At 71.7% G+C, this 17,832-nt stretch carries 12 protein-coding genes; 7 read left to right on the top strand and 5 right to left on the bottom strand.

Going from position 1 to position 17,832, the window contains the following annotated elements; genetic code table 11:
• Positions 1-45 precede the first annotated feature (45 nt).
• From D0Z08_RS32275 to D0Z08_RS20730, 3 genes are read right to left on the bottom strand one after another with little or no spacing between them, the layout of a single operon-like run.
• The gene (locus D0Z08_RS32275; RefSeq protein ID WP_182481411.1) at positions 46-1,953 is read right to left on the bottom strand and encodes an MmpA family trehalose lipid delivery protein; all 1,908 of its coding nucleotides are present in this window, start codon (positions 1,951-1,953) and stop codon (positions 46-48) included.
• Positions 1,950-3,701: a hypothetical protein gene (locus D0Z08_RS20725; RefSeq protein WP_118927171.1), complete on the bottom strand. Its 1,752-nt coding sequence runs from the start codon at positions 3,699-3,701 to the stop codon at positions 1,950-1,952. The genes D0Z08_RS32275 and D0Z08_RS20725 overlap by 4 nt, the downstream gene beginning before the upstream one ends.
• The gene (locus tag D0Z08_RS20730; protein ID WP_118927172.1) at positions 3,698-7,714 is read right to left on the bottom strand and encodes an alpha-(1->3)-arabinofuranosyltransferase domain-containing protein; all 4,017 of its coding nucleotides are present in this window, start codon (positions 7,712-7,714) and stop codon (positions 3,698-3,700) included. Before D0Z08_RS20730 ends, D0Z08_RS20725 begins: the two co-directional genes overlap by 4 nt.
• Positions 7,715-7,771: 57 nt before the next feature.
• Here D0Z08_RS20730 and D0Z08_RS20735 point away from each other — a divergent pair, with 57 nt between their 5' ends.
• Entirely contained in the window at positions 7,772-9,061 is a 1,290-nt protein-coding gene (locus D0Z08_RS20735) for a lipopolysaccharide biosynthesis protein (protein ID WP_245994233.1), read from the top strand.
• Positions 9,062-9,144: 83 nt separating this feature from the next.
• Complete coding sequence (locus D0Z08_RS20740) at positions 9,145-9,579, top strand: hypothetical protein (protein WP_118927174.1); 435 nt, start codon at positions 9,145-9,147, stop codon at positions 9,577-9,579.
• A gap of 7 nt (positions 9,580-9,586) precedes the next feature.
• Here the strand turns inward: D0Z08_RS20740 and polA are convergent, their stop codons facing one another.
• On the bottom strand, positions 9,587-12,295 hold the full coding sequence (gene polA / locus D0Z08_RS20745) for a DNA polymerase I (RefSeq protein WP_118927175.1): 2,709 nt from the start codon (positions 12,293-12,295) through the stop codon (positions 9,587-9,589).
• Between the two features lie 42 nt (positions 12,296-12,337).
• On the opposite strand from polA, the gene D0Z08_RS20750 reads away from it, so the two are divergent.
• On the top strand, positions 12,338-12,724 hold the full coding sequence (locus D0Z08_RS20750; RefSeq protein WP_245994235.1) for a hotdog fold thioesterase: 387 nt from the start codon (positions 12,338-12,340) through the stop codon (positions 12,722-12,724).
• Positions 12,725-12,772: 48 nt separating this feature from the next.
• Here D0Z08_RS20750 and D0Z08_RS20755 read toward each other — a convergent pair whose 3' ends face one another.
• Positions 12,773-13,351: a GNAT family N-acetyltransferase gene (locus D0Z08_RS20755; RefSeq protein ID WP_182481412.1), complete on the bottom strand. Its 579-nt coding sequence runs from the start codon at positions 13,349-13,351 to the stop codon at positions 12,773-12,775.
• Between the two features lie 207 nt (positions 13,352-13,558).
• Here D0Z08_RS20755 and D0Z08_RS20760 point away from each other — a divergent pair, with 207 nt between their 5' ends.
• The 4 genes from D0Z08_RS20760 to D0Z08_RS20775 are packed head-to-tail and all read left to right on the top strand — an operon-like array spanning position 13,559 to position 17,740.
• Complete coding sequence (locus D0Z08_RS20760) at positions 13,559-14,953, top strand: ABC transporter permease subunit (protein ID WP_147381494.1); 1,395 nt, start codon at positions 13,559-13,561, stop codon at positions 14,951-14,953.
• A gap of 10 nt (positions 14,954-14,963) precedes the next feature.
• The gene (locus D0Z08_RS20765; RefSeq protein ID WP_118927179.1) at positions 14,964-15,962 is read left to right on the top strand and encodes a branched-chain amino acid ABC transporter permease; all 999 of its coding nucleotides are present in this window, start codon (positions 14,964-14,966) and stop codon (positions 15,960-15,962) included.
• Positions 15,952-16,971: an ABC transporter ATP-binding protein gene (locus tag D0Z08_RS20770; protein ID WP_118927180.1), complete on the top strand. Its 1,020-nt coding sequence runs from the start codon at positions 15,952-15,954 to the stop codon at positions 16,969-16,971. Before D0Z08_RS20765 ends, D0Z08_RS20770 begins: the two co-directional genes overlap by 11 nt.
• Positions 16,964-17,740, top strand: coding sequence for an ABC transporter ATP-binding protein (locus tag D0Z08_RS20775; RefSeq protein ID WP_118927181.1), 777 nt, complete (start codon positions 16,964-16,966; stop codon positions 17,738-17,740). The genes D0Z08_RS20770 and D0Z08_RS20775 overlap by 8 nt, the downstream gene beginning before the upstream one ends.
• Positions 17,741-17,832: the final 92 nt, after the last annotated feature.

A 17,832-nucleotide genomic window follows, 5' to 3' on the forward strand; every position in this document is an offset into this window, starting at 1 on the left:
AGGACGGTCGACCGCGTGCTCCCCAGCTGCGGGCGACCGAGCTCGCTACTCGCTGGAGTAGCTGTACAGGTCAGACTTGTTGACGGGCTTCTGGTCCGGCTGCGCCGCCTGGACGCCGCCGACGAGCACGGCGCCGGCAGCGAGTGCTCCGACAATCGAAGAAATGATCAAGTTCATGCGAAAGGTCCCCTCCCAAAGACCCCTCACGACCCGGCTATGCAGGCCGTGTGACCCGGTCACGATGAGTGACGCAGGTCTCTCACGACGGATTCTGACGGCCCCGCCCGACAAAAGCAAAACCGCCGACGCGGCGTGTCCGGTAACGATCAGGACAATTGTCCCGGATCCGATATCGCGGTCGCGCCCCACGGTCACCGGAGGATCTGCGGCAGGGATCGCGATCAGGGCCAGTTCATCGCCCTCGTGGACGACGCGTCCCTCGGGCCGCTCCACCGCCGCCATGCCCTTCTCGACGACCACCCAGTGCACGCCGGCCGCGCGCAGCGCCGCGGCCGGATCGGCAGCCGCCAGCGCGCGTCGTACCTCCTCGACCCGGGGGTCCTCGGCCGGCACCACGCCGTCGTCGAGGAGCACCCGGTCGTCGACGAGGACCTCACCGGGGAAGAAGCGCGGCGCCGGGTCGAGCACGGCACGCCGGTGGTTCCAGTCGTAGCCGCGGTACGACCCCGCCCACGGCAGTACGACGACGCGGCCCGGGTCGTCCCCGAGCGCGTCCGCGACCTCGTCCCACTCCGACGGGTACGACGACCGCTCCAGCTCCCCCGCGGCTCCCCAGGCGAGTGCCGGGAGCAGCAGCGCCGGAGCGACCACGATCAGCCCGACGACGGACCAGAGCGCGCCCCGGCCCGGTCGGACCTGCTCCCGCACGGCCGTCGCGGCACCGGCCGCGCCGAGCGCGAGCACGACGGCCAGCGGGGCGAGGAACCGGTGCGAGTCACGCAGCAACGCGAGCCCCGGCAGCCGCGAGGCCAGGTCCTCGAGCACCTCGGCGCCGCCGGGGACGGCGGGCGCGGCCGCGATCACGAGAGCGCCGATCCCGAGCGCGGCCAGCCGGCGCCACTCCCCCGGATGCTCCCGGACCGCGCGGCGCAGCCCCGCCGCCGCGGCGACGGTGAGCAGGCACGAGAGCACGACCAGGACGGACCCGGTGCGGGCGTCGGGCAGGATCGAGGTCTTCCAGATGCCGCCGAGCGAGGCGAGGCTCGCCAGCAGTCCCGCGCCCGACTCCGCCCGCGCCGCGAAGCCGGCGAAGACGCCGTCCGTGGACACCTCGACCGCGTCGGCGGTCACGGCCGGCACCAGCCAGGTCAGGTTCGCGACCACGCCGACGACGGCCGTCACCAGCCAGGTCGCCCGGTCACGGGTGAGGCCGAGGACGGCCAGCACCACCGCGGCCATCACGCCGCTGGACGGGCTGCACACCGCCGCGACCGTGACCGCGATCGCGGCCTCGGCCCAGCCGCGCCGGGGATCGGCGCGGAGCCGCCGGGCGGCCAGCACGACCCAGGGCAGGGCGAGGTAGCCGAGCAGGATGGCCCACTGTCCGATGAGCAGCCGCTCGTAGACCCAGGGGTTCCACAGCAGCAGCGTGATCGCGGCTGCCCGCGCGAACCACGCGTGGTCGCGCGTGGCCCGGCCGATGCCGACGCCGCCGAGCACGAAGCCGCCGACGAGCAACCCTCGCTGGACCCAGCTCCCGGGCACGACCTGGGTGACGAGGGAGACCAGCGCGTCCATCGGCACCGCCCGCGGGAGCGCGCCGTCCAGGCCGAGCCAGGCGGCCTTCCACGGCTGCTCGGGGACGAAGACCATGTCTCCGAACAGCCAGTAGCCGGGGCCGAGCAGCAGCGGGCCGAACACCACCAGCGCGAGCCCGGCACTCCAGGCCACGTCGAAGGCAGTCGCGACAGTCGCGCGACTCGGTCGTCTCACTGCTCCTCCGGGAGGCCGGCGGCGACCTCGGTGACGCAGACGTCGCCGCGGCCGTCGCCCGTCAGCACGAGCTCGTCGACCTCACCGTCGATGTCCGGCAGCACCAGCCACACCTCGTTCGGCCCACGCCGGGCGAGGAACTCGGCGCTCCAGTCCGCGACCGCGACCTCGACCGTGGACTCGACGCCCGAGTAGTAGCGCACCCGCAGCAGCACCCGACCGTCCACCGGGGTGGCCAGCTCGACCTCGGTGGAGCCGCCGGAGACGGCGTACCCGCAGTCGTCGTCGGGACCCGGCTCGCTCGCCACCCGGCCGACCAGCTCGATCGGGCGGAGGCTGCCGTCCTCCGCCACGGTCCGCAGCCGGGGCGACGGCTGGTCGAACGCGGGCAGCTCCGGCAGCGGCCCGAGGATCACCGAGTAGCGGTTGTCGTCGCCGACGAGCGGCAGCACCAGCTCGGCGGGTGCGGGCCCGTCGAAGATCACCTGGGTCGGGTCGGCGGCCAGGTCGGCACGGAGGTTGGTGACGAAGTCCCGGTCCTGCTTGTTCTGGAAGTGCGGCACGAGCAGCGCCGTACCGAAGGCCGAGGCGACGCCGTACGACGCCAGCAGCCCGCCGACCCCCAGCGCCCGGCGCCGGCTCGTGGCCGGTGCCGGCCACGACGGGGCGCCCCGGAGACACAGCGCGACGCAGACGACGGCGGCGTGGAGGGTGTCGGAGGAGTAGCGCGGGTCGAGCCCGATGATCTGCCCGAAGCCGGACCGGCCGGCGAGGAGCAGCCCGAGGTCCGCGGCGACGTACCCGGCCAGCACGGCCAGCCCCCACCGGCGCGCGGGCCCGCCGCGCCACAGCAGCAGCCCGGCGACGGCCACGACGAGGATCACGCTGACCACCGTCACCCAGGTGGCCGGCACGACGGCGCCGCCGGCCGTGGCGCCGTCCCACGGCCCTCCGACCAGGCCGGGCGCGACGCTCCTGCCGACGAAGGACCAGGACACCTCGAGCTGCTGCCGGGCGGTGCCGCCCCCGCCCTCGACGTCGGTCAGCAGCCCGTGGAGGACCAGGAACCCGGCTGCGGTGGCGACCATCGCCAGCCACAGCCACCGGTAGCGGCGCACGGCCGCGACCAATCGGCGCCAGCCGCTGGCCTCGTCGGCCAGCGCGACCGCGACGCCGAAGACGAGCGGCGGGATGAGGACCGCGCGTTCGTGCCACAGCAGCGCGACCGCGGTGACCAGCACGATCCCGGCCGCGTTGACCCAGCCCCGGCCGTCACCCTGGCGCCACCGGACGAGCAGCCAGACAGCGGCGAGCGAGCAGAGCACGTGCGGCCACAGGAACATCGCGGCGCTCCACCACAGCGTCGGCGCCAGCGTCATCGGCGCCCACGCGAAGACCGCGAGCAGCACCACCCGCGACCACTGCTCTTCCAGCAGCCGGGACAGGATCAGCCAGACGAGGACGGTCGCAGCGAGGTTGACCGCGAGGATCGCCGCCGCGATCACCGCCCAGTCGTACGGCGCGTGGTGCGCGACCAGCCAGAGCGTCAACTGCTGGAACGGGTTGACGTGGCCGGCGAAGTCCGAGAACAGGTAGTCCCAGCCGAGGTCGGCCCGGTGGGCCCGGCCGGTCATGTAGAAGTCGTCCTGGTTGAAGTACGAGCCGGCCAGCAGCCGGCCGCGCACGACCAGCATCACCGCGATCACGCCGATCGCGGCCGCGCCCTGGCGTCCGCGCCACGCGTTCATGACTCCCTCCTGGGCAGTCCCAGCACGAGGCCGACCAGCAGGCCGACACCGACCGCGGCGACCAGGTCGGCGGGGGTCTCGAGGGCCTCCGGCCGGCCCAGCGCGTCGAGCAGGCCGGACAGCGCGACCAGGACGCCTCCGCCGACCGCGACCTGCGCGAGGACGCGCCGGGTCGAGCAGAGTGCTCCCACGACGAGTCCGGCCAGCGCGGCCGGTCCGAGGAACAGCAACCCGGCACCGGCAGCGACACCGCACAGGATCCGGCCCGGCGGCTCGGCTGCGGGCCACGGCACCTGCTCCGGCTCCGGGGGTCGCGGCGAGGAGCGGCGGAGCCGCCGGTAGCCGCCGACGAGCCCGATGACGAGCGCGCCCACCAGCAGCGATCCGCTCACCACCAGCCCGAGCGGCAGGACCACGTCGTACGTCGTCTGCGGGCGGTAGCGCAGCTCGACCGTGGCCTCCTCCCCCGCCGGCAGCACCCAGCCCTGTTGCCAGCCGTCGACTCGCACCGGGGTCAGCTCCTCGCCGTCGACCTCGGCGACCCAGCCCTCGTTGTAGTTCTCGGGCAGCGACAGCAGGGACTCCCCGCCCGCCGCGACGACCGCGGTGCGCTCGGTGCCGCCCCACTCGGTGATCTCGACCGCCCGCTCGGTCGCCCGCCCAGCGTGCCGAGGCCCCCCAGGCGAGGCCAGCAGGTCGATCACCTCGAAATCGGCGGTCGGAACGGCGTGCAGCCGGTGCTCGCCCTCCGCGAGGTCGATCTCGACCGGGTCTCCGGTCTCCTTGTCGCACGCCTCGAGCGCGAGCGGGCTCCCGTTCAGGACGTCGGCCATCGTCCCCGTGACCCGGGTCGCGACCTCCCGTCCGTCGATGCGCAGCACGGGGCCGAGGCCGCAGATCGCGCCGCTCTCGGTCGCCGGGTCCAGGGGCCGCGTGACGTCGGGCCCGGTCAGCTCGATCTCCGGAACCACGACGTGCGAGGCCGTGGGCGCCTTCTCGAACCGCACCTGCAGAGTGCGGGTCCGCACCGGCTCGATGCCGACCGCGGTGTCTCCGCCGAGCGGGACCGACTGGGTGCGGCCGCGCGCGGTCACCACGGCGCCCACCGGGGCCTGCTCGTCCGAGGCGACCGCGATCCCGGTGACGGTGCGGGGCTTGTCCCAGCGGAACGTCAGCGTCGGGTAGAGGTCGCCGTCGTCGGACACCCAGGCCGTGGTCGGCTGCCCGTCGTAGGCGAACCGTGGCGCGACTCTCGGGTCCTGCCCGAAGGCCGACGAGCCGGTCACCGGCGGCCGGCGCTGGATGAGGTCGAGCAGACGGGCCGCCTCGGGAGTGCTGCGGGCGACCACGTGCCCGGTCAGCGTGACCTGCTGCGGACCGTCGAGGGTGAACGTCCGGTCCAGGCCGGCCTTCTCCTCGGCGGAGCGGATCCGGGCGACCTCGCAGTCCGGGGCATCGAGTACGACGAAGCAGGCGCGCCGGCCGGGCGTCGTACTGAACGCCCAGGCGGCCGAGGCCGGGACGCTGCCGGGCAGGACGAGCGTGCGGTCGGGCGTGAGGCCGTCGACCGAGACCTCACGCAGGCCGACCCGGGCGCCGCGTGCGGCGGTGGCCGCGGCGACCACGCGGATCTCGACGCTGTCGACCTCGCTGCCGTCGAGCGCGACGACGGCCGGGGCGCCCGACGCGTTCACGTCGACCCGTGCTCGCTGCGAGCCGGCGACCACCTCGAGCGTCCGGATCGGTGCGACGGCGCGGTCGTCCGCCACCGGCGTGACCGTCACCTCGTGCACCGCCCGGGGAGCGTCGAAGTCGAGCCGGAGCCACTGCTCGTCGGGGTCGCCGGCGACCGAGCTGACCCACTGGGTGTCGATGTCACCGTCGATCGCGGCCGCGGGACCGGCCTGCACCAGCACCGGCCCGTAGTTGTCCGCATAGCCCTGCGCCGAGGACGCGGTGACCGAGGCGAGCCCGTCGTAGTCCGCGACGACCTGGTCGCCGGGCCCGCCGGGGAAGTCGTGCACGGCGCGGTCCACCCGCCACGGCTCGGTCGCCGTCATCACCGCGGACAGCGACTCGTCGTTGTTGCCGAACGCGCGCTCACGCCGCTGGTCGCTGTCGGTCACCACCGTGGCCGGCCGGTCCCAGCCCGGCTCCCCCTCGAGCACCGTGGCCACGTCCGGCCCGACGTGCCCGCCGCCCTCCACCGCGAGCACGCTCTCGGCAGCGCCCCGCACGGTCACCACGTCGTCGACCGGCGTCGTCCGCAGTGGCGGCAGCACCTCGGGCACCGCGAAGACCTCGACCTGCGCCGCACCGTCGGCGACCTCCCCGAACCCGGCCACCCGCTCGAGGCCGGCCCTGGACAAGGAGACCGCGGCCGCACCCGGGTGCGGCGAGCCGGTCAGCCCGCGCAGCAGGTCGCGACGGAGGACGACGTGGGTGATCCCGGCGCGCGCCAGCTCACCCACCAGTGCCTCCGTCGCCCGCCCGGTGGCGATCTGCTGGTCGAGCGCGGCGAGGTAGCGGATCGACTCACCCGGGATCAGCGGTACCTGGCTGCGGCTCACCATCGGCGCGGCGCCGAGGATCGCCAGCGGCTCGTCCAACGTCCAGCCCCACTCCTGCTGGGCGAACCGCGAACCCGGGACGACCAGCGCCCGGCCACCGTCGGCACCGCCCGGCGCGTGCTCGGCCAGGTAGGCGCGGGTCTGGTGCCAGTACGACGGGATCTCGTCCCATCCCGGGGTGCGGGTGTCGCCCTGCAGGAACGGGCGGCCGAGGACGAGCACCACCAGCAGAGGCGCGAGCAGGATCAGCCGCTCGGCGGACCGGACCCGCGGAGCGCGCGCCACCAGCAGTGCCGTCCCGCGGGCGACGGCGACGCCGAACCCGATCGCCAGCGGCAGCCGGACGACCGGGTCGACCTTGTGGACGTTGCGGAAGATCTGGAGAGCGCCGTCGAGCAGGTCGCGGACCACCTCGGCGGTGGGCGCCCCGGCGGCACCCCCGTGGGCGACGGTCAGGCACCCGACGCCGAGGACGACGGCGAGCATCAGTGGCCGCTTGATCCCGGCGTCCATGAGGACGAGGCCGACGAGGCCGACGCCGGCGACCACCGCGGCGACCACGACCAGCACCGGGTCGGTCGCCAGGTGGAACGCCGCCGGCCACCACGGCTGGTCGCCGGAGACCAGGTAGGCGATCCAGGACGAGTCGCCGCGTGCGGCCTCGGACCAGCCGACGAGCGCGGTCGTGTCCCGCGCGCTCTCGACGTACTGGTAGAACGGCGGCGCGTAGCGCGCGAGCAGCAGCAACGGCAGCGCCCACCACACGCAGCCCGCGCCCACCGCCGCGAACCAGCCGACGGCCGTCCGCGCTGTCGTCAGCCTCCGCCGGACGCCCCAGACGACCAGGATCATCGCCAGCGGCAGGCAGGCTGCCGTCTCGACGGCGTTGACGCCGCCCATGCAGACCACGGCTCCGCCGCTGAGGACGGCGGTGCGCACCGGGGGCAGCCGTCCCCTCAGGTGCAGGACAACCGCGAGCACCAGCCACGGCATGACCGCGCCGGGCAGGGACTCGCCGGTCTGGACGGCGACCGTGCCCAGCAGCCGCGGCGAGAACGCGAACACCACCCCGGCCAGCAGGGCGGGAATGTCGTCGAGCCCGATCGCGCGGGCCACCCGCCGCGCACCCTCACACGCGACGATCAGCAGCAGCGCCGACCAGAGCCGCTGGCTCACCCAGCCCGGCGAGCCGAGAGCGTCGGCAAGGACGAACCAGGTGCCTTGCGGGAAGAGGTAGCCGTACGCCTGGTTCTGGAACTCCCCGAAGTTCGACTCCGGGTGCCAGAGCGTGAACGCGCCGGAGAGGAAGCTGCCGGGTCGCTCGGTGAGCTCGGCGCGGGTGTCGTACGTCGTCGCTCCGGGCTGCTGGACGAGCATCACGACGGTGACGACGGCATAGAGGCACGACGCGATTGCCGCCCCTGTCCGATCCGCTTCCCGCACGCGTGCTCCCTCCTGGCCGGGGCAACCCTATTCCGCAGCTCCGTCTACTCTCGGATCGTGACGAGCACGGTCGACCGCACGCGCTCCGGGGACGCCGGCTCCCCGTCGGCGGGCCGCTCGCGGTTGGTCAAGGTGCTGCGCAGCAGTGCCGGGATCGCGATCGCGATGGCCGTCATGAACATCGGCACGTACGCCTTCCAGATGGTCGCCGCACGGCTGCTCGGCCCGAGTCAGTACGGCGCAGTCGCGGGCATGATGGCGCTGCTGATGGTGCTCTCGGTCGTGCAGCTCGGCCTGCAGGCGACCGCGGCCCGCCGGATCGCCGCCGCTCCCGCCGACGTCGCGGCGATCGAGCAGACCATCCTCACCACGACCTGGCGCGCCGCCCTCCTGCTGGGCGCGGTCGCCGTTGCCGCGTCACCAGCGGTCGCGTGGCTGTTGCGCCTGGACGGCCTCCTGCCCGCGGTGCTGCTCGGCATGTGCGTGGTCCCGGTGACAGTCATGGGCGGCCAGGCGGGCGTGCTGCAGGGCGAGCGCCGCTGGTTGCCGCTGAGCCTGGTCTACCTCTCGGTCGGCGTCCCGCGGGTGCTGCTCGGCGGCGGCTGCCTGTTGATCGCGGCGACCGAGACGAGCGCGATGGTCGGTGTGCTCGCCGCCTCCTGGCTGCCGGTCCTCATCGGCAGCTGGACGCTCCGCAACCGCACGCACGACGCGATCGTCACCGCGCACGACCGCGAGGTCCGCCGCGACGTCCGCCGTGAGACCTACGGCAGCTCCGCGGCGCTGCTCGCGTTCGTCGCCCTCTCGAACCTCGACGTGGTCGTCGCCCGCAACGTCCTCGACGACCACCTGGCCGGCCTCTACGCAGGCGGCCTGATCGTCACCAAGGCCGTGCTGTTCCTGCCGCAGTTCGCCGTCGTCATCCTGTTCCCGTCGATGTCCACCGCCGGCGAGAGCCGGGCGGCTGTCCTGCGCGGGCTGGCGTTCCTGACCGGGATCGGCGTGGCCTGCGTCGCCGGCGCGTACCTGCTGAGCGACCTCGCCCTGGTCTTCATCGGCGGCGACGAGTACGACGACGTGCAGGGCAGGCTGTGGCTCTTCGCGGCCCTCGGCGGGCTGCTGGCCGTGCTGCAGCTGCTCGTCTACGCCGGCCTCGCCAAGCGCGGCCGCTGGACGAAGTACTTCGTCACGCTCGGCGTGATCGCGATGCTCGCCGCGGGTGCCCTCGCCTCGACGGTGACCGGCCTCGCCGTCACCGTCGCCGTGGTCGACATGACCGTCGTCGCACTGCTCGTCGCGCTCCAGGTGTTCCGCGGCAGGAAGGGCACGGAGACGCTCGAGGAATGACCGGGCTGTGCGGCGAACATTTTCCTCGCCACGCCCACACCCCGGTGCGACGATGGAACCCTCCCAACCCAAGGGGGTGCCGCATGCTCCAGAGACTGTCCGTGGCCATCGGGCTCGCGCTCGCCGCCGTACTGCTGTCCCCGGCCTCGGCGCACGCCGACGACCAGATCACGATCACGATCGCCAAGCACGCCCGGCTGACGGCCGACGGCAGCGTGGTGATCCGGGCTTTCGTCCGGTGCGGACCTCTGCCGGGCGCCGAGGACTTCCAGGAGGTCCACGCCGGCATCGCTCAGCCGCGCACCGGCGCCGGCGGCGAGGGCGGGCTGGACGGCACGGTCGTCTGCGACGGCGTCGAGCGCGCGCACACCGCCCGCTTCTCGCCGCTCGACCAGTCGTTCCGGCCGGGTCCGGCCCGCGCGAACGTCTCGATGATCGCCTGCCGGCTGGTCGGCGACGACCAGGTCTGCTTCACCGACTCCGAGTCGCGCCGCGTGATCATCGCCCGCCGCCGCTGATCCAGCGTCAGTGCGCTGCCTCGTGCCAGCTCGCGCCGGTGCCGACCGAGACGTCGAGCGGGACCGCGAGGTCGGCCGCGCCGCCCATGCGCTCGCGGACCGCGGCCTCGAGCACGTCCCGCTCCCCCGGCGCGACCTCGAACACGAGCTCGTCGTGGACCTGGAGCAGCATCCGTGACCGAAGGCCCTGCTCGTCGATCGCCCGCTGCGTCTGCAGCATGGCGACCTTGATCAGGTCTGCGGCGGATCCCTGGATCGGGGCGTTGAGCGCCATCCGCTCGGCCATCTCCCGTTGCATCCGGTTGTCGCTGGTGAGGTTGGGGAGATAGCGACGGCGGCCCATGATGGTCTCGGTGAAGCCGGTGCTGCGCGCCTCGACGACGACCCCGGCCAGGTAGTCGCGGATGCCGCCGAAGGTCTCGAAGTACTCGTCCATCAGGCCGCGGGCCTCACCCGGCTCGATGCCGAGCTGCTGGGAGAGGCCGAACGCGGACAGGCCGTAGGCGAGGCCGTAGTTCATCGCCTTGATCTTCGCGCGCATCTCGAGGGTGACCTCGTCGGCCGGTACGTCGAACACCCTCGCGGCGGTGATCGAGTGGAAGTCGCTGCCCGAGCGGAACGCCTCGATCAGCAGCTTGTCCTCCGACAGGTGCGCCATGATCCGCATCTCGATCTGGCTGTAGTCGGCGGTCATCAGTGACTCGTAGCCGCTCCCGACCACGAAGCCCTCGCGGATCCGGCGCCCCTCCTCCGTGCGGATCGGGATGTTCTGCAGGTTGGGCTCGGTGCTCGAGAGTCGCCCGGTCGCGGCGATCATCTGGTTGAACGTGGTGTGGATCCGGCCGTCGGGCTGGACGGTCTTGAGCAGGCCCTCGATGGTCTGCCGCAGCCGGATGACGTCGCGGTGCCGCAGCAGGTGGAGCAGGAACGGGTGCTCGGTCTTGGCGTAGAGACCCTGGAGCGCGTCGGCGTCGGTCGTGTAGCCCGTCTTGGTGCGCTTGGTCTTCGGCATCCCGAGCTCGTCGAAGAGCACGACCTGCAGCTGCTTCGGCGAGCCGAGGTTGATCTCCTTGCCGATCACCGCGAACGCCTCTTCCGCGGCGTTGCGCACCTCGTCGCCGAAGTGCTGCTCGAGGGAGGTGAGGTGGTCGATGTCGACGGCGATGCCGGTCTGCTCCATCCGGGCGAGCAGGTGCACCAGCGGCAGCTCGACGTCGGTCAGCAGCCTCGAGCCGCCGGCGCGCTCCAGCTCCCCCTCGAGCGCCTTCGACAGGTCGATCACCGCCCGGGCGTAGAGCATCGCCGTCGAGGCCGCGTCGGAGCCGCCGTCGGCGTCGAAGAGGGCGCCCTGGTCGCTGTCGGCCTCACCCTTGAGCTCACGCCGCAGATAAGCCAGCGTCAGGTCGGCGAGGTCGTAGGAGCGCTGGTCCGGACGCGCGAGGTACGCCGTGAGGGCGGTGTCGCTCACGACGCCGGCCAGCGTCCACCCCTGCGCCGCGAGGGCGAGCTCGGGGCCCTTCGCGTCGTGCAGCACCTTGGGACGGTTCGGGTCGGCCAGCCATCCCGCGAGAGCGGCCTCGTCGTCGGCGCCGAGCCCGGCCACGTCGACGTACGCCGCCTGGCCGTCGGCGACCGCGAACCCGAGGCCGTCGACGGCGCCGGTGCCGGCGGCCCAGCTGCCGCGGACGTGGAGCCCGACCACCTGGTCGTCGAGGCCGAGGCCCTCGAGGAACGCAGCGACCTCGCCCTCGCCGAGGGTGCGCCCGGCCAGCTCGAAGCCGCCCTCCTCGATCGGCTCCTCGCCCGCCAGGGTCTCGATCGTGCGGGTGCGAAGCTCGCCGCGGAACTCCAGCTCGTCGAAGAGCGCGAGCGCAGCCTGGCGGTCCCAGGGCTGGAGCGCCATCTCGGACGGCCGCACCCCCAGGTCGAGGTCGGTCACCAGCGCATTGAGCCTGCGGTTGCGGATCACGTCGCCGAGGTGCTCACGGAGTGCCTCGCCCTTCTTGCCGGTGATCTCGTCGGCGTGCGCGATCACGTTGTCGAGACCGTCGTAGGTGTTGAGCCACTTCGCGGCGAAGCCCTGGCCGACCCCGGGCACGCCCGGCAGGTTGTCGGAGGTCTCGCCCACGATCGCGGCGAGCTCGGGGTAGCGCTCCGGCGGCACGCCGTACTTCTCCAGGACGGCATCCGGGGTCATCCGGGCCAGGTCGGACACCCCGCGCATCGGGTAGAGCACCGTCGACCGGTCGGTCACCAGCTGCAGCGAGTCGCGGTCGCCGGTGAGGATGAGAACTTCAAAGCCGTCGGTCCCTGCATCATCGGCGGCGAGCGCCTGGGTGACCAGGGTCGCGATGATGTCGTCGGCCTCGTAGCCGTCGGCCTTGAGGTAGGGGATCGAGAACGCGTCGAGCACCCGCTCGATCAGCGGCAGCTGGCTGCTGAACTCGGTCGGCGTCTTGTTGCGCTTGGCCTTGTACTCGGAGTACTCCGCGAGCCGGAACGTCTGGCGCGAGATGTCGAAGGCCACCGCGACGTGGGTCGGCCGCTCGTCGCGCAGCACGTTGACGAGCATCGAGGTGAATCCGTAGACAGCATTGGTGTTCTGCCCCGTGGCGGTCGAGAAGTTCTCGACCGGGAGGGCGAAGAACGCTCGGTAGGCCAGGGAGTGGCCGTCGAGGAGCAGCAGGCGCGGACGAACGGCGGAAGCTTCGGGCACCCGACGACTCTAGCCGTGGCCACGGACAGCAGAATGGTGCCCATGACCTCCGATCACATGGGCGCCCTCAACGAGAAGCTCGGCGTCCAGCTCCTCGAGATCTCGGCCGAACGAATGGTCGGGACGATGCCGGTCGAGGGCAACACCCAGCCCTACGGGCTGCTCCACGGCGGCGCCTCGGTGGCGCTCGCCGAGACGCTCGGCTCGACCGGGGCGATGGTCCACGCCGAGCAGTACGGCAAGATCCCGGTCGGCGTCGACATCAACGCCACCCACCACCGTTCGGCCACGTCCGGCACCGTCACCGGAACTGCGACCGCGATCCACCTGGGCCGCACCAGCGCTGCGTACGAGGTCGTCATCACCGACGAGCGCGGCAAGCGCCTGTGCACCTCGCGCATCACCTGCGCGTTGATCGACCCCCGCTGACGGAGCTGGCCGAGCTGGCCGAGCTGGCCGAGCTGGCCGAGCGGACCGTCAGTCCGGGAAGGGGACCTGGACCTGCGCCGCGCGGGCCCGCCGCTGGTTGCGCCGCGCGACCAGCACCCGAGGCGTGCTGCGCCCGGACCCGGGTGCGGGCGGCGTGAGCCGGCTCCGTACGACGGAGGTGGGTGCCAGCCGGAGCGTCGCCACGGGCGCCAGCGCGAGCCGCGCCATGAACCGGTTGGCGTCGCGGGCGGTCGCCGGTACAGCGGTGGTCACGTGCAGGACGCCGTTCTCCTCGGCGAACGCGACGGACGCCTCCATCAGGGCCCGACCCACGCCACGGCGGCGGAGGTGGTCGAAGACCCGTGGCTGGATCGACTGCACGCAGGGATCCAGGTTGATCGGTGACACCGTCGTCAGCCGCAGGTAGACGGCGCCCGCCAGCTCGCCGTCGAGGTCGACGACGATGAAGCGGTGCTCGGGGGACTCGGCCGCAGCCTTGATGACGAGCTCCAGGTCGGCGATCTGCTCGGCCCGGTCGACGCGCCGCAGCACGTCGCTCCAGAGCTCAGCGAGGACCGGCGCGTCCTCGCGCTGAGCGATCCTGGGCGTCAAGCTGAAGCGGCTCATCCCGTCTCCCCCTCCTGGTGGGGGACACCCTACGCCTGGATCGCGTCGCGACGACAGGCGTGGCATCGTGTCCCCAACCCTGGTAGGGGCGGCATTTTGTTCCCGTGTCGTTACCCGCCGCGGCGTGCCCTACGGTCGGATCACTAATAACGTTCGGCTGTCGACGCCAAAGAATCGACTGCCGGAGGGCGGCAGGACAGGAGATCCATGTTCATCGCGACACGGAGGCGCAGCCGATCTGCGGCAGCCCTGGTGCTGCTCGTCGCCGTACTCGGGGCGCTGCTGGCGATCCTCGCGGCGCAGCCGGCGCATGCCGACACGTCAACAGCCGACGACGAGGCGGTCAGGTGCGCGCTCGTCAAGCCCACCGACGACGACACCATCTCGATCCTCGGCCGGATCTGCGACCGCCGCGAGAAGCCCCCGATCGCGGTCCCGGGCGTGGCGGTGACCGTCGAGGACGAGGACGGAAACGTCATCGGCGAAGCCACGTCGGGTGAGGACGGCACCTTCGTCATCGACCTGCCGGGAACAGCCATCGAACATCTGGGCAAGTCCTACACAGTCGCGCTCGACGAGTCGACGCTGCCGGAGGGCACCAAGCCCGAGATCACCAGCCGCACGCTGTCGATCAACATCGACAACGACCAGACCGTGCTCTTCCCGATCGGGGACGTCGGCCCGTCGAAACCAAGCAAGTTCACCGAGGCCCTGCAGCTGGCGGTCGGCGGGCTGGTGTTCTCGGTGATCCTCGCCATGGCGGCGCTCGGGCTCTCGATGATCTTCGGCACCACCGGGCTGACCAACTTCGCGCACGGCGAGCTCGTGACCTTCGGCGCGCTGGCCGCGTTCTTCGTCGATCGTCTGCCCGGCCGGATCGAGGTCGGCGGAGCCGAGATCACGGTGATCGTCGGTGTCTTCGCCGCGTTCGTCGCCGGCGGCGTGTTCGGCTGGCTGAACGACTCCGCCCTGTGGCGGCCGCTGCGCCGCCGCGGCACGGGCCTGGTCGCGATGATGATCGTGAGCATCGGCCTGTCGCTCTTCCTGCGCAACATCTACCAGTACTTCGCCGGCGCGCAGCAGCGCAACTACTCGCAGTACGGCGCGGTGCAGCCGTGGGAGATCGGCGACATCCTGCTGACGCCCAAGGAGCTGATCGTGATCCTGCTGGGGGCAGCGGTGCTGGTCGCCGCCACGAGCCTGTTGCAGTTCACCCGGCTCGGGAAGGCGACCAGGGCGGTCGCCGACAACCCCGGGCTGGCGTCCGCCACGGGCATCAACGTCGAGCGGGTGATCGGCATCGTCTGGATCGGCGGCGCCGCGCTGGCCGGCCTCGCCGGGGCGCTCCTGGGCGTGACCCAGGGCTTCGACTTCCAGATCGGCTTCCGGATCCTGCTCCTGGTCTTCGCCGCCGTCGTGCTGGGCGGACTCGGCACCATCTGGGGTGCCATCGTCGGCGCGTTCGTCATCGGGCTCTTCACCGAGCTCTCGACGCTGTTCATCGATCCCGAGTTCAAGTTCGTGGGCGCGCTGCTGCTGCTCATCATCATTCTGCTCATCCGGCCACAGGGCCTGTTGGGCCGAGCGCAGAGAATCGGCTGAGGAGGCTCCCATGGACTGGAACGACTTGCTGACCGGCTCACTGCAGCAGGCGCTGGGGCCCACGGCCGCGGTCTACTGCCTGGCCGCCATCGGCCTCAACATCCACTTCGGCTACACCGGGCTGCTGAACTTCGGACAGGCCGGCTTCATGATGATCGCCGGCTACGCGATGGTCACCATGTCGACGATCTGGGGACTGAGCCTCTGGCTCGGGGTCCTGCTCGGCATCGTGCTGACGATCGTGTTCGCCCTGCTCCTCGGCGTACCCACCTTGCGACTGCGCGCCGACTATCTCGCCATCGTGACCATCGCCGCGGCCGAGATCATCCGCCAGGTGATCAGTGCGGCGAAGTTCTCCGAGGACCTCGGCGGCCAGGACGGGCTGACCGGGTTCATCGGGCCCTTCCGTGAGGTCAATCCGTTCTCCGAACCCGTCGGCATCGAGGGCGTCGTGATGTGGAGCGCCAACGACTTCTGGGTGATGGTGATCGGCTGGGGACTGGTCGCTGCCGCCTGCCTGATCACCTGGCTGCTGATGCGCAGCCCGTGGGGCCGGGTGCTGAAGTCGATCCGCGAGGACGAGGACGCCGTCCGCTCGCTCGGCAAGAACGTCTACGCCTACAAGATGCAGTCGCTGATCATCGGCGGCATGTTCGGTGCGCTGGCCGGTTTGGTGGTCACGCTGCGATCGGCGACGGTCGGGCCCTCCTTCTTCGCCACGGACGTGACCTTCTTCGCCTACACCGTGCTGCTGATCGGTGGCGCGGCCCGGGTGCTGGGCCCCGTTGCGGGAGCGGTGATCTTCTACTTCCTGATCACCGTGCTCGACCTCTTCTTCGGGCAGGCCACCTCCGGCGCGAACCCGATCATTCCCGCGTCGATCATGAACGACACGCAGGCCAGCCTGATGCGCCTCATCTTCATGGGCCTGGGCCTGATGCTGCTGATGATCTTCCGACCACAAGGCCTGTTCGGTGACCGAAGGGAGTTGGCGATCGATGCCCGATGAGCAGCAGGAACGCCCGGACAGCAGCGATGAGTGGGCGGTCGCCCAGCCCGTGAGCACGACAACGGCGGGGCCGGCGGGGCCGGCGGGTCCGGCGTTCAGCGTCGACGTCGCGGCATCGAAGCGCGCGCTCGCAGACGTCGACCACACGCCCGGGGTCGCCAAGCCCGACCCGATCCTGAAGGCCGACAACGTCGTCCGCACCTTCGGGGGTCTCACGGCGGTCGATGTCGATCACCTCGAGGTGCAGCGCGGGGTGATCACGGCGCTGATCGGTCCCAACGGAGCCGGTAAGACGACCCTGTTCAACCTGCTCACCGGCTTCGACCGTCCGGACAGCGGCGACTGGTCCTTCAACGGGCGGTCGCTGAACCGGGCACCGGCGTACAAGGTCGCCCGGATGGGCATGGTGCGCACCTTCCAGCTCACCAAGGTGCTGTCGAAGCTCACGGTGATCGAGAACATGCGGGTCGGCGCAACGGGTCAGCGCGGCGAGAGCCTGCTGGCCGCCCTGTTCGCCCCGCTTTGGCGCTCGCAGGAGACCGACAACACCGAGCGCGCGGACGGGCTGCTCGCGCGGTTCCTCCTCGACAAGAAGCGGGAGGACTTCGCCGGGTCGCTGTCCGGAGGACAGCGCAAGCTCCTCGAGATGGCCCGGTCGCTGATGACGGAGCCGGAGCTGGTCATGCTCGACGAGCCCATGGCCGGGGTCAACCCGGCCCTCAAGCAGTCCCTGCTCGGGCACGTGAAGTCGCTGCGCGAAGAGGGGCGGACCGTCTTGTTCGTCGAGCACGACATGGACATGGTGCGCGACATCTCCGACTGGGTCGTCGTCATGGCTCAGGGCAGGATCGTGGCGGAGGGCCCACCGGACGCGGTGATGGCCGACCCAGCCGTGATCGACGCCTACCTCGGAGCGCACCACGACACCGAGCTCACCTTCGAGGCGGAGGAGCAGATCCTCGCCGAGGCGGAGGCCGAGATCGAGCAGGAGGCCCACAGCAATGAGTGACGAAGCCACGCTCACCCCGGAGCGGAGTGCCCACCTCGCAGCGGCCGAGGGCGCGGTGCTCCGCGCCGACGGCCTGGTCGCCGGCTACCTGCCGGGGGTCAACATCCTCAACGGCGCCGACCTCTACTGCCAGGAGGGCGAGCTGGTCGGCATCATCGGTCCCAACGGGGCCGGCAAGTCCACGCTGCTCAAGGCCCTCTTCGGGTTGGTCACGATCAGCGAGGGCACCGTCCTGCTGAACGGCGAGGACGTCACCAACCAGCGTGCGGACAAGCTGGTCACCAGCGGCATCGGGTTCGTTCCCCAGTCGAACAACGTGTTCCCCTCGCTGACGATCCAGGAGAACCTGGAGATGGGTTGCTACCAGCGTCCCAGCAGCTTCCGGAAGCGGTTCGAGTTCGTCGGCGAGCTTTTTCCCGCGCTCCTGGACCGGCGTAACCAACGGGCCGGCTCCCTCTCCGGTGGCGAGCGCCAGATGGTGGCGATGGGTCGCGCCCTGATGATGGAGCCGTCGGTCCTGCTCCTCGACGAGCCGTCGGCCGGACTGTCGCCGGTGCTCCAGGACGAGGTGTTCGTGCAGACGCGCCGGATCAACCGGGCCGGAGTCTCCGTGGTCATGGTGGAGCAGAACGCTCGTCGCTGCCTGCAGATCTGCGATCGCGGCTACGTCCTCGACCAGGGCCGCAACGCCTACACCGGGACCGGCCAGGACCTGTCCCACGACCCCAAGGTGATCGAGCTCTACCTGGGCACGCTCGGCGAGCGCTGAACCCCGACGGTCCCCACGACCGCACTCCTGCCCATGCGAAAGGGCCCGGCCGAAGCCGGGCCCTTTCTGGTTCTTGCTGGTGTGTCGGGTTC

It is taken from the genome of Nocardioides immobilis (genome assembly GCF_003515065.1).
Classification (GTDB): Bacteria; Actinomycetota; Actinomycetes; order Propionibacteriales; family Nocardioidaceae; genus Nocardioides; species Nocardioides immobilis.

What these genes read in the sequence shown, in the direction of transcription:
- D0Z08_RS20765 (WP_118927179.1), top strand. Translation starts at nt 14,964, where the DNA reads ATGGACTGGAACGACTTGCTGACCGGCTCACTGCAGCAGGCGCTGGGG.
- D0Z08_RS20725 (WP_118927171.1), bottom strand. Translation starts at nt 3,701, where the DNA reads ATGAACGCGTGGCGCGGACGCCAGGGCGCGGCCGCGATCGGCGTGATC.
- D0Z08_RS20750 (WP_245994235.1), top strand. Translation starts at nt 12,338, where the DNA reads ATGACCTCCGATCACATGGGCGCCCTCAACGAGAAGCTCGGCGTCCAG.
- D0Z08_RS20755 (WP_182481412.1), bottom strand. Translation starts at nt 13,351, where the DNA reads ATGAGCCGCTTCAGCTTGACGCCCAGGATCGCTCAGCGCGAGGACGCG.
- D0Z08_RS20760 (WP_147381494.1), top strand. Translation starts at nt 13,559, where the DNA reads ATGTTCATCGCGACACGGAGGCGCAGCCGATCTGCGGCAGCCCTGGTG.
- D0Z08_RS20740 (WP_118927174.1), top strand. Translation starts at nt 9,145, where the DNA reads ATGCTCCAGAGACTGTCCGTGGCCATCGGGCTCGCGCTCGCCGCCGTA.
- D0Z08_RS20775 (WP_118927181.1), top strand. Translation starts at nt 16,964, where the DNA reads ATGAGTGACGAAGCCACGCTCACCCCGGAGCGGAGTGCCCACCTCGCA.
- D0Z08_RS20770 (WP_118927180.1), top strand. Translation starts at nt 15,952, where the DNA reads ATGCCCGATGAGCAGCAGGAACGCCCGGACAGCAGCGATGAGTGGGCG.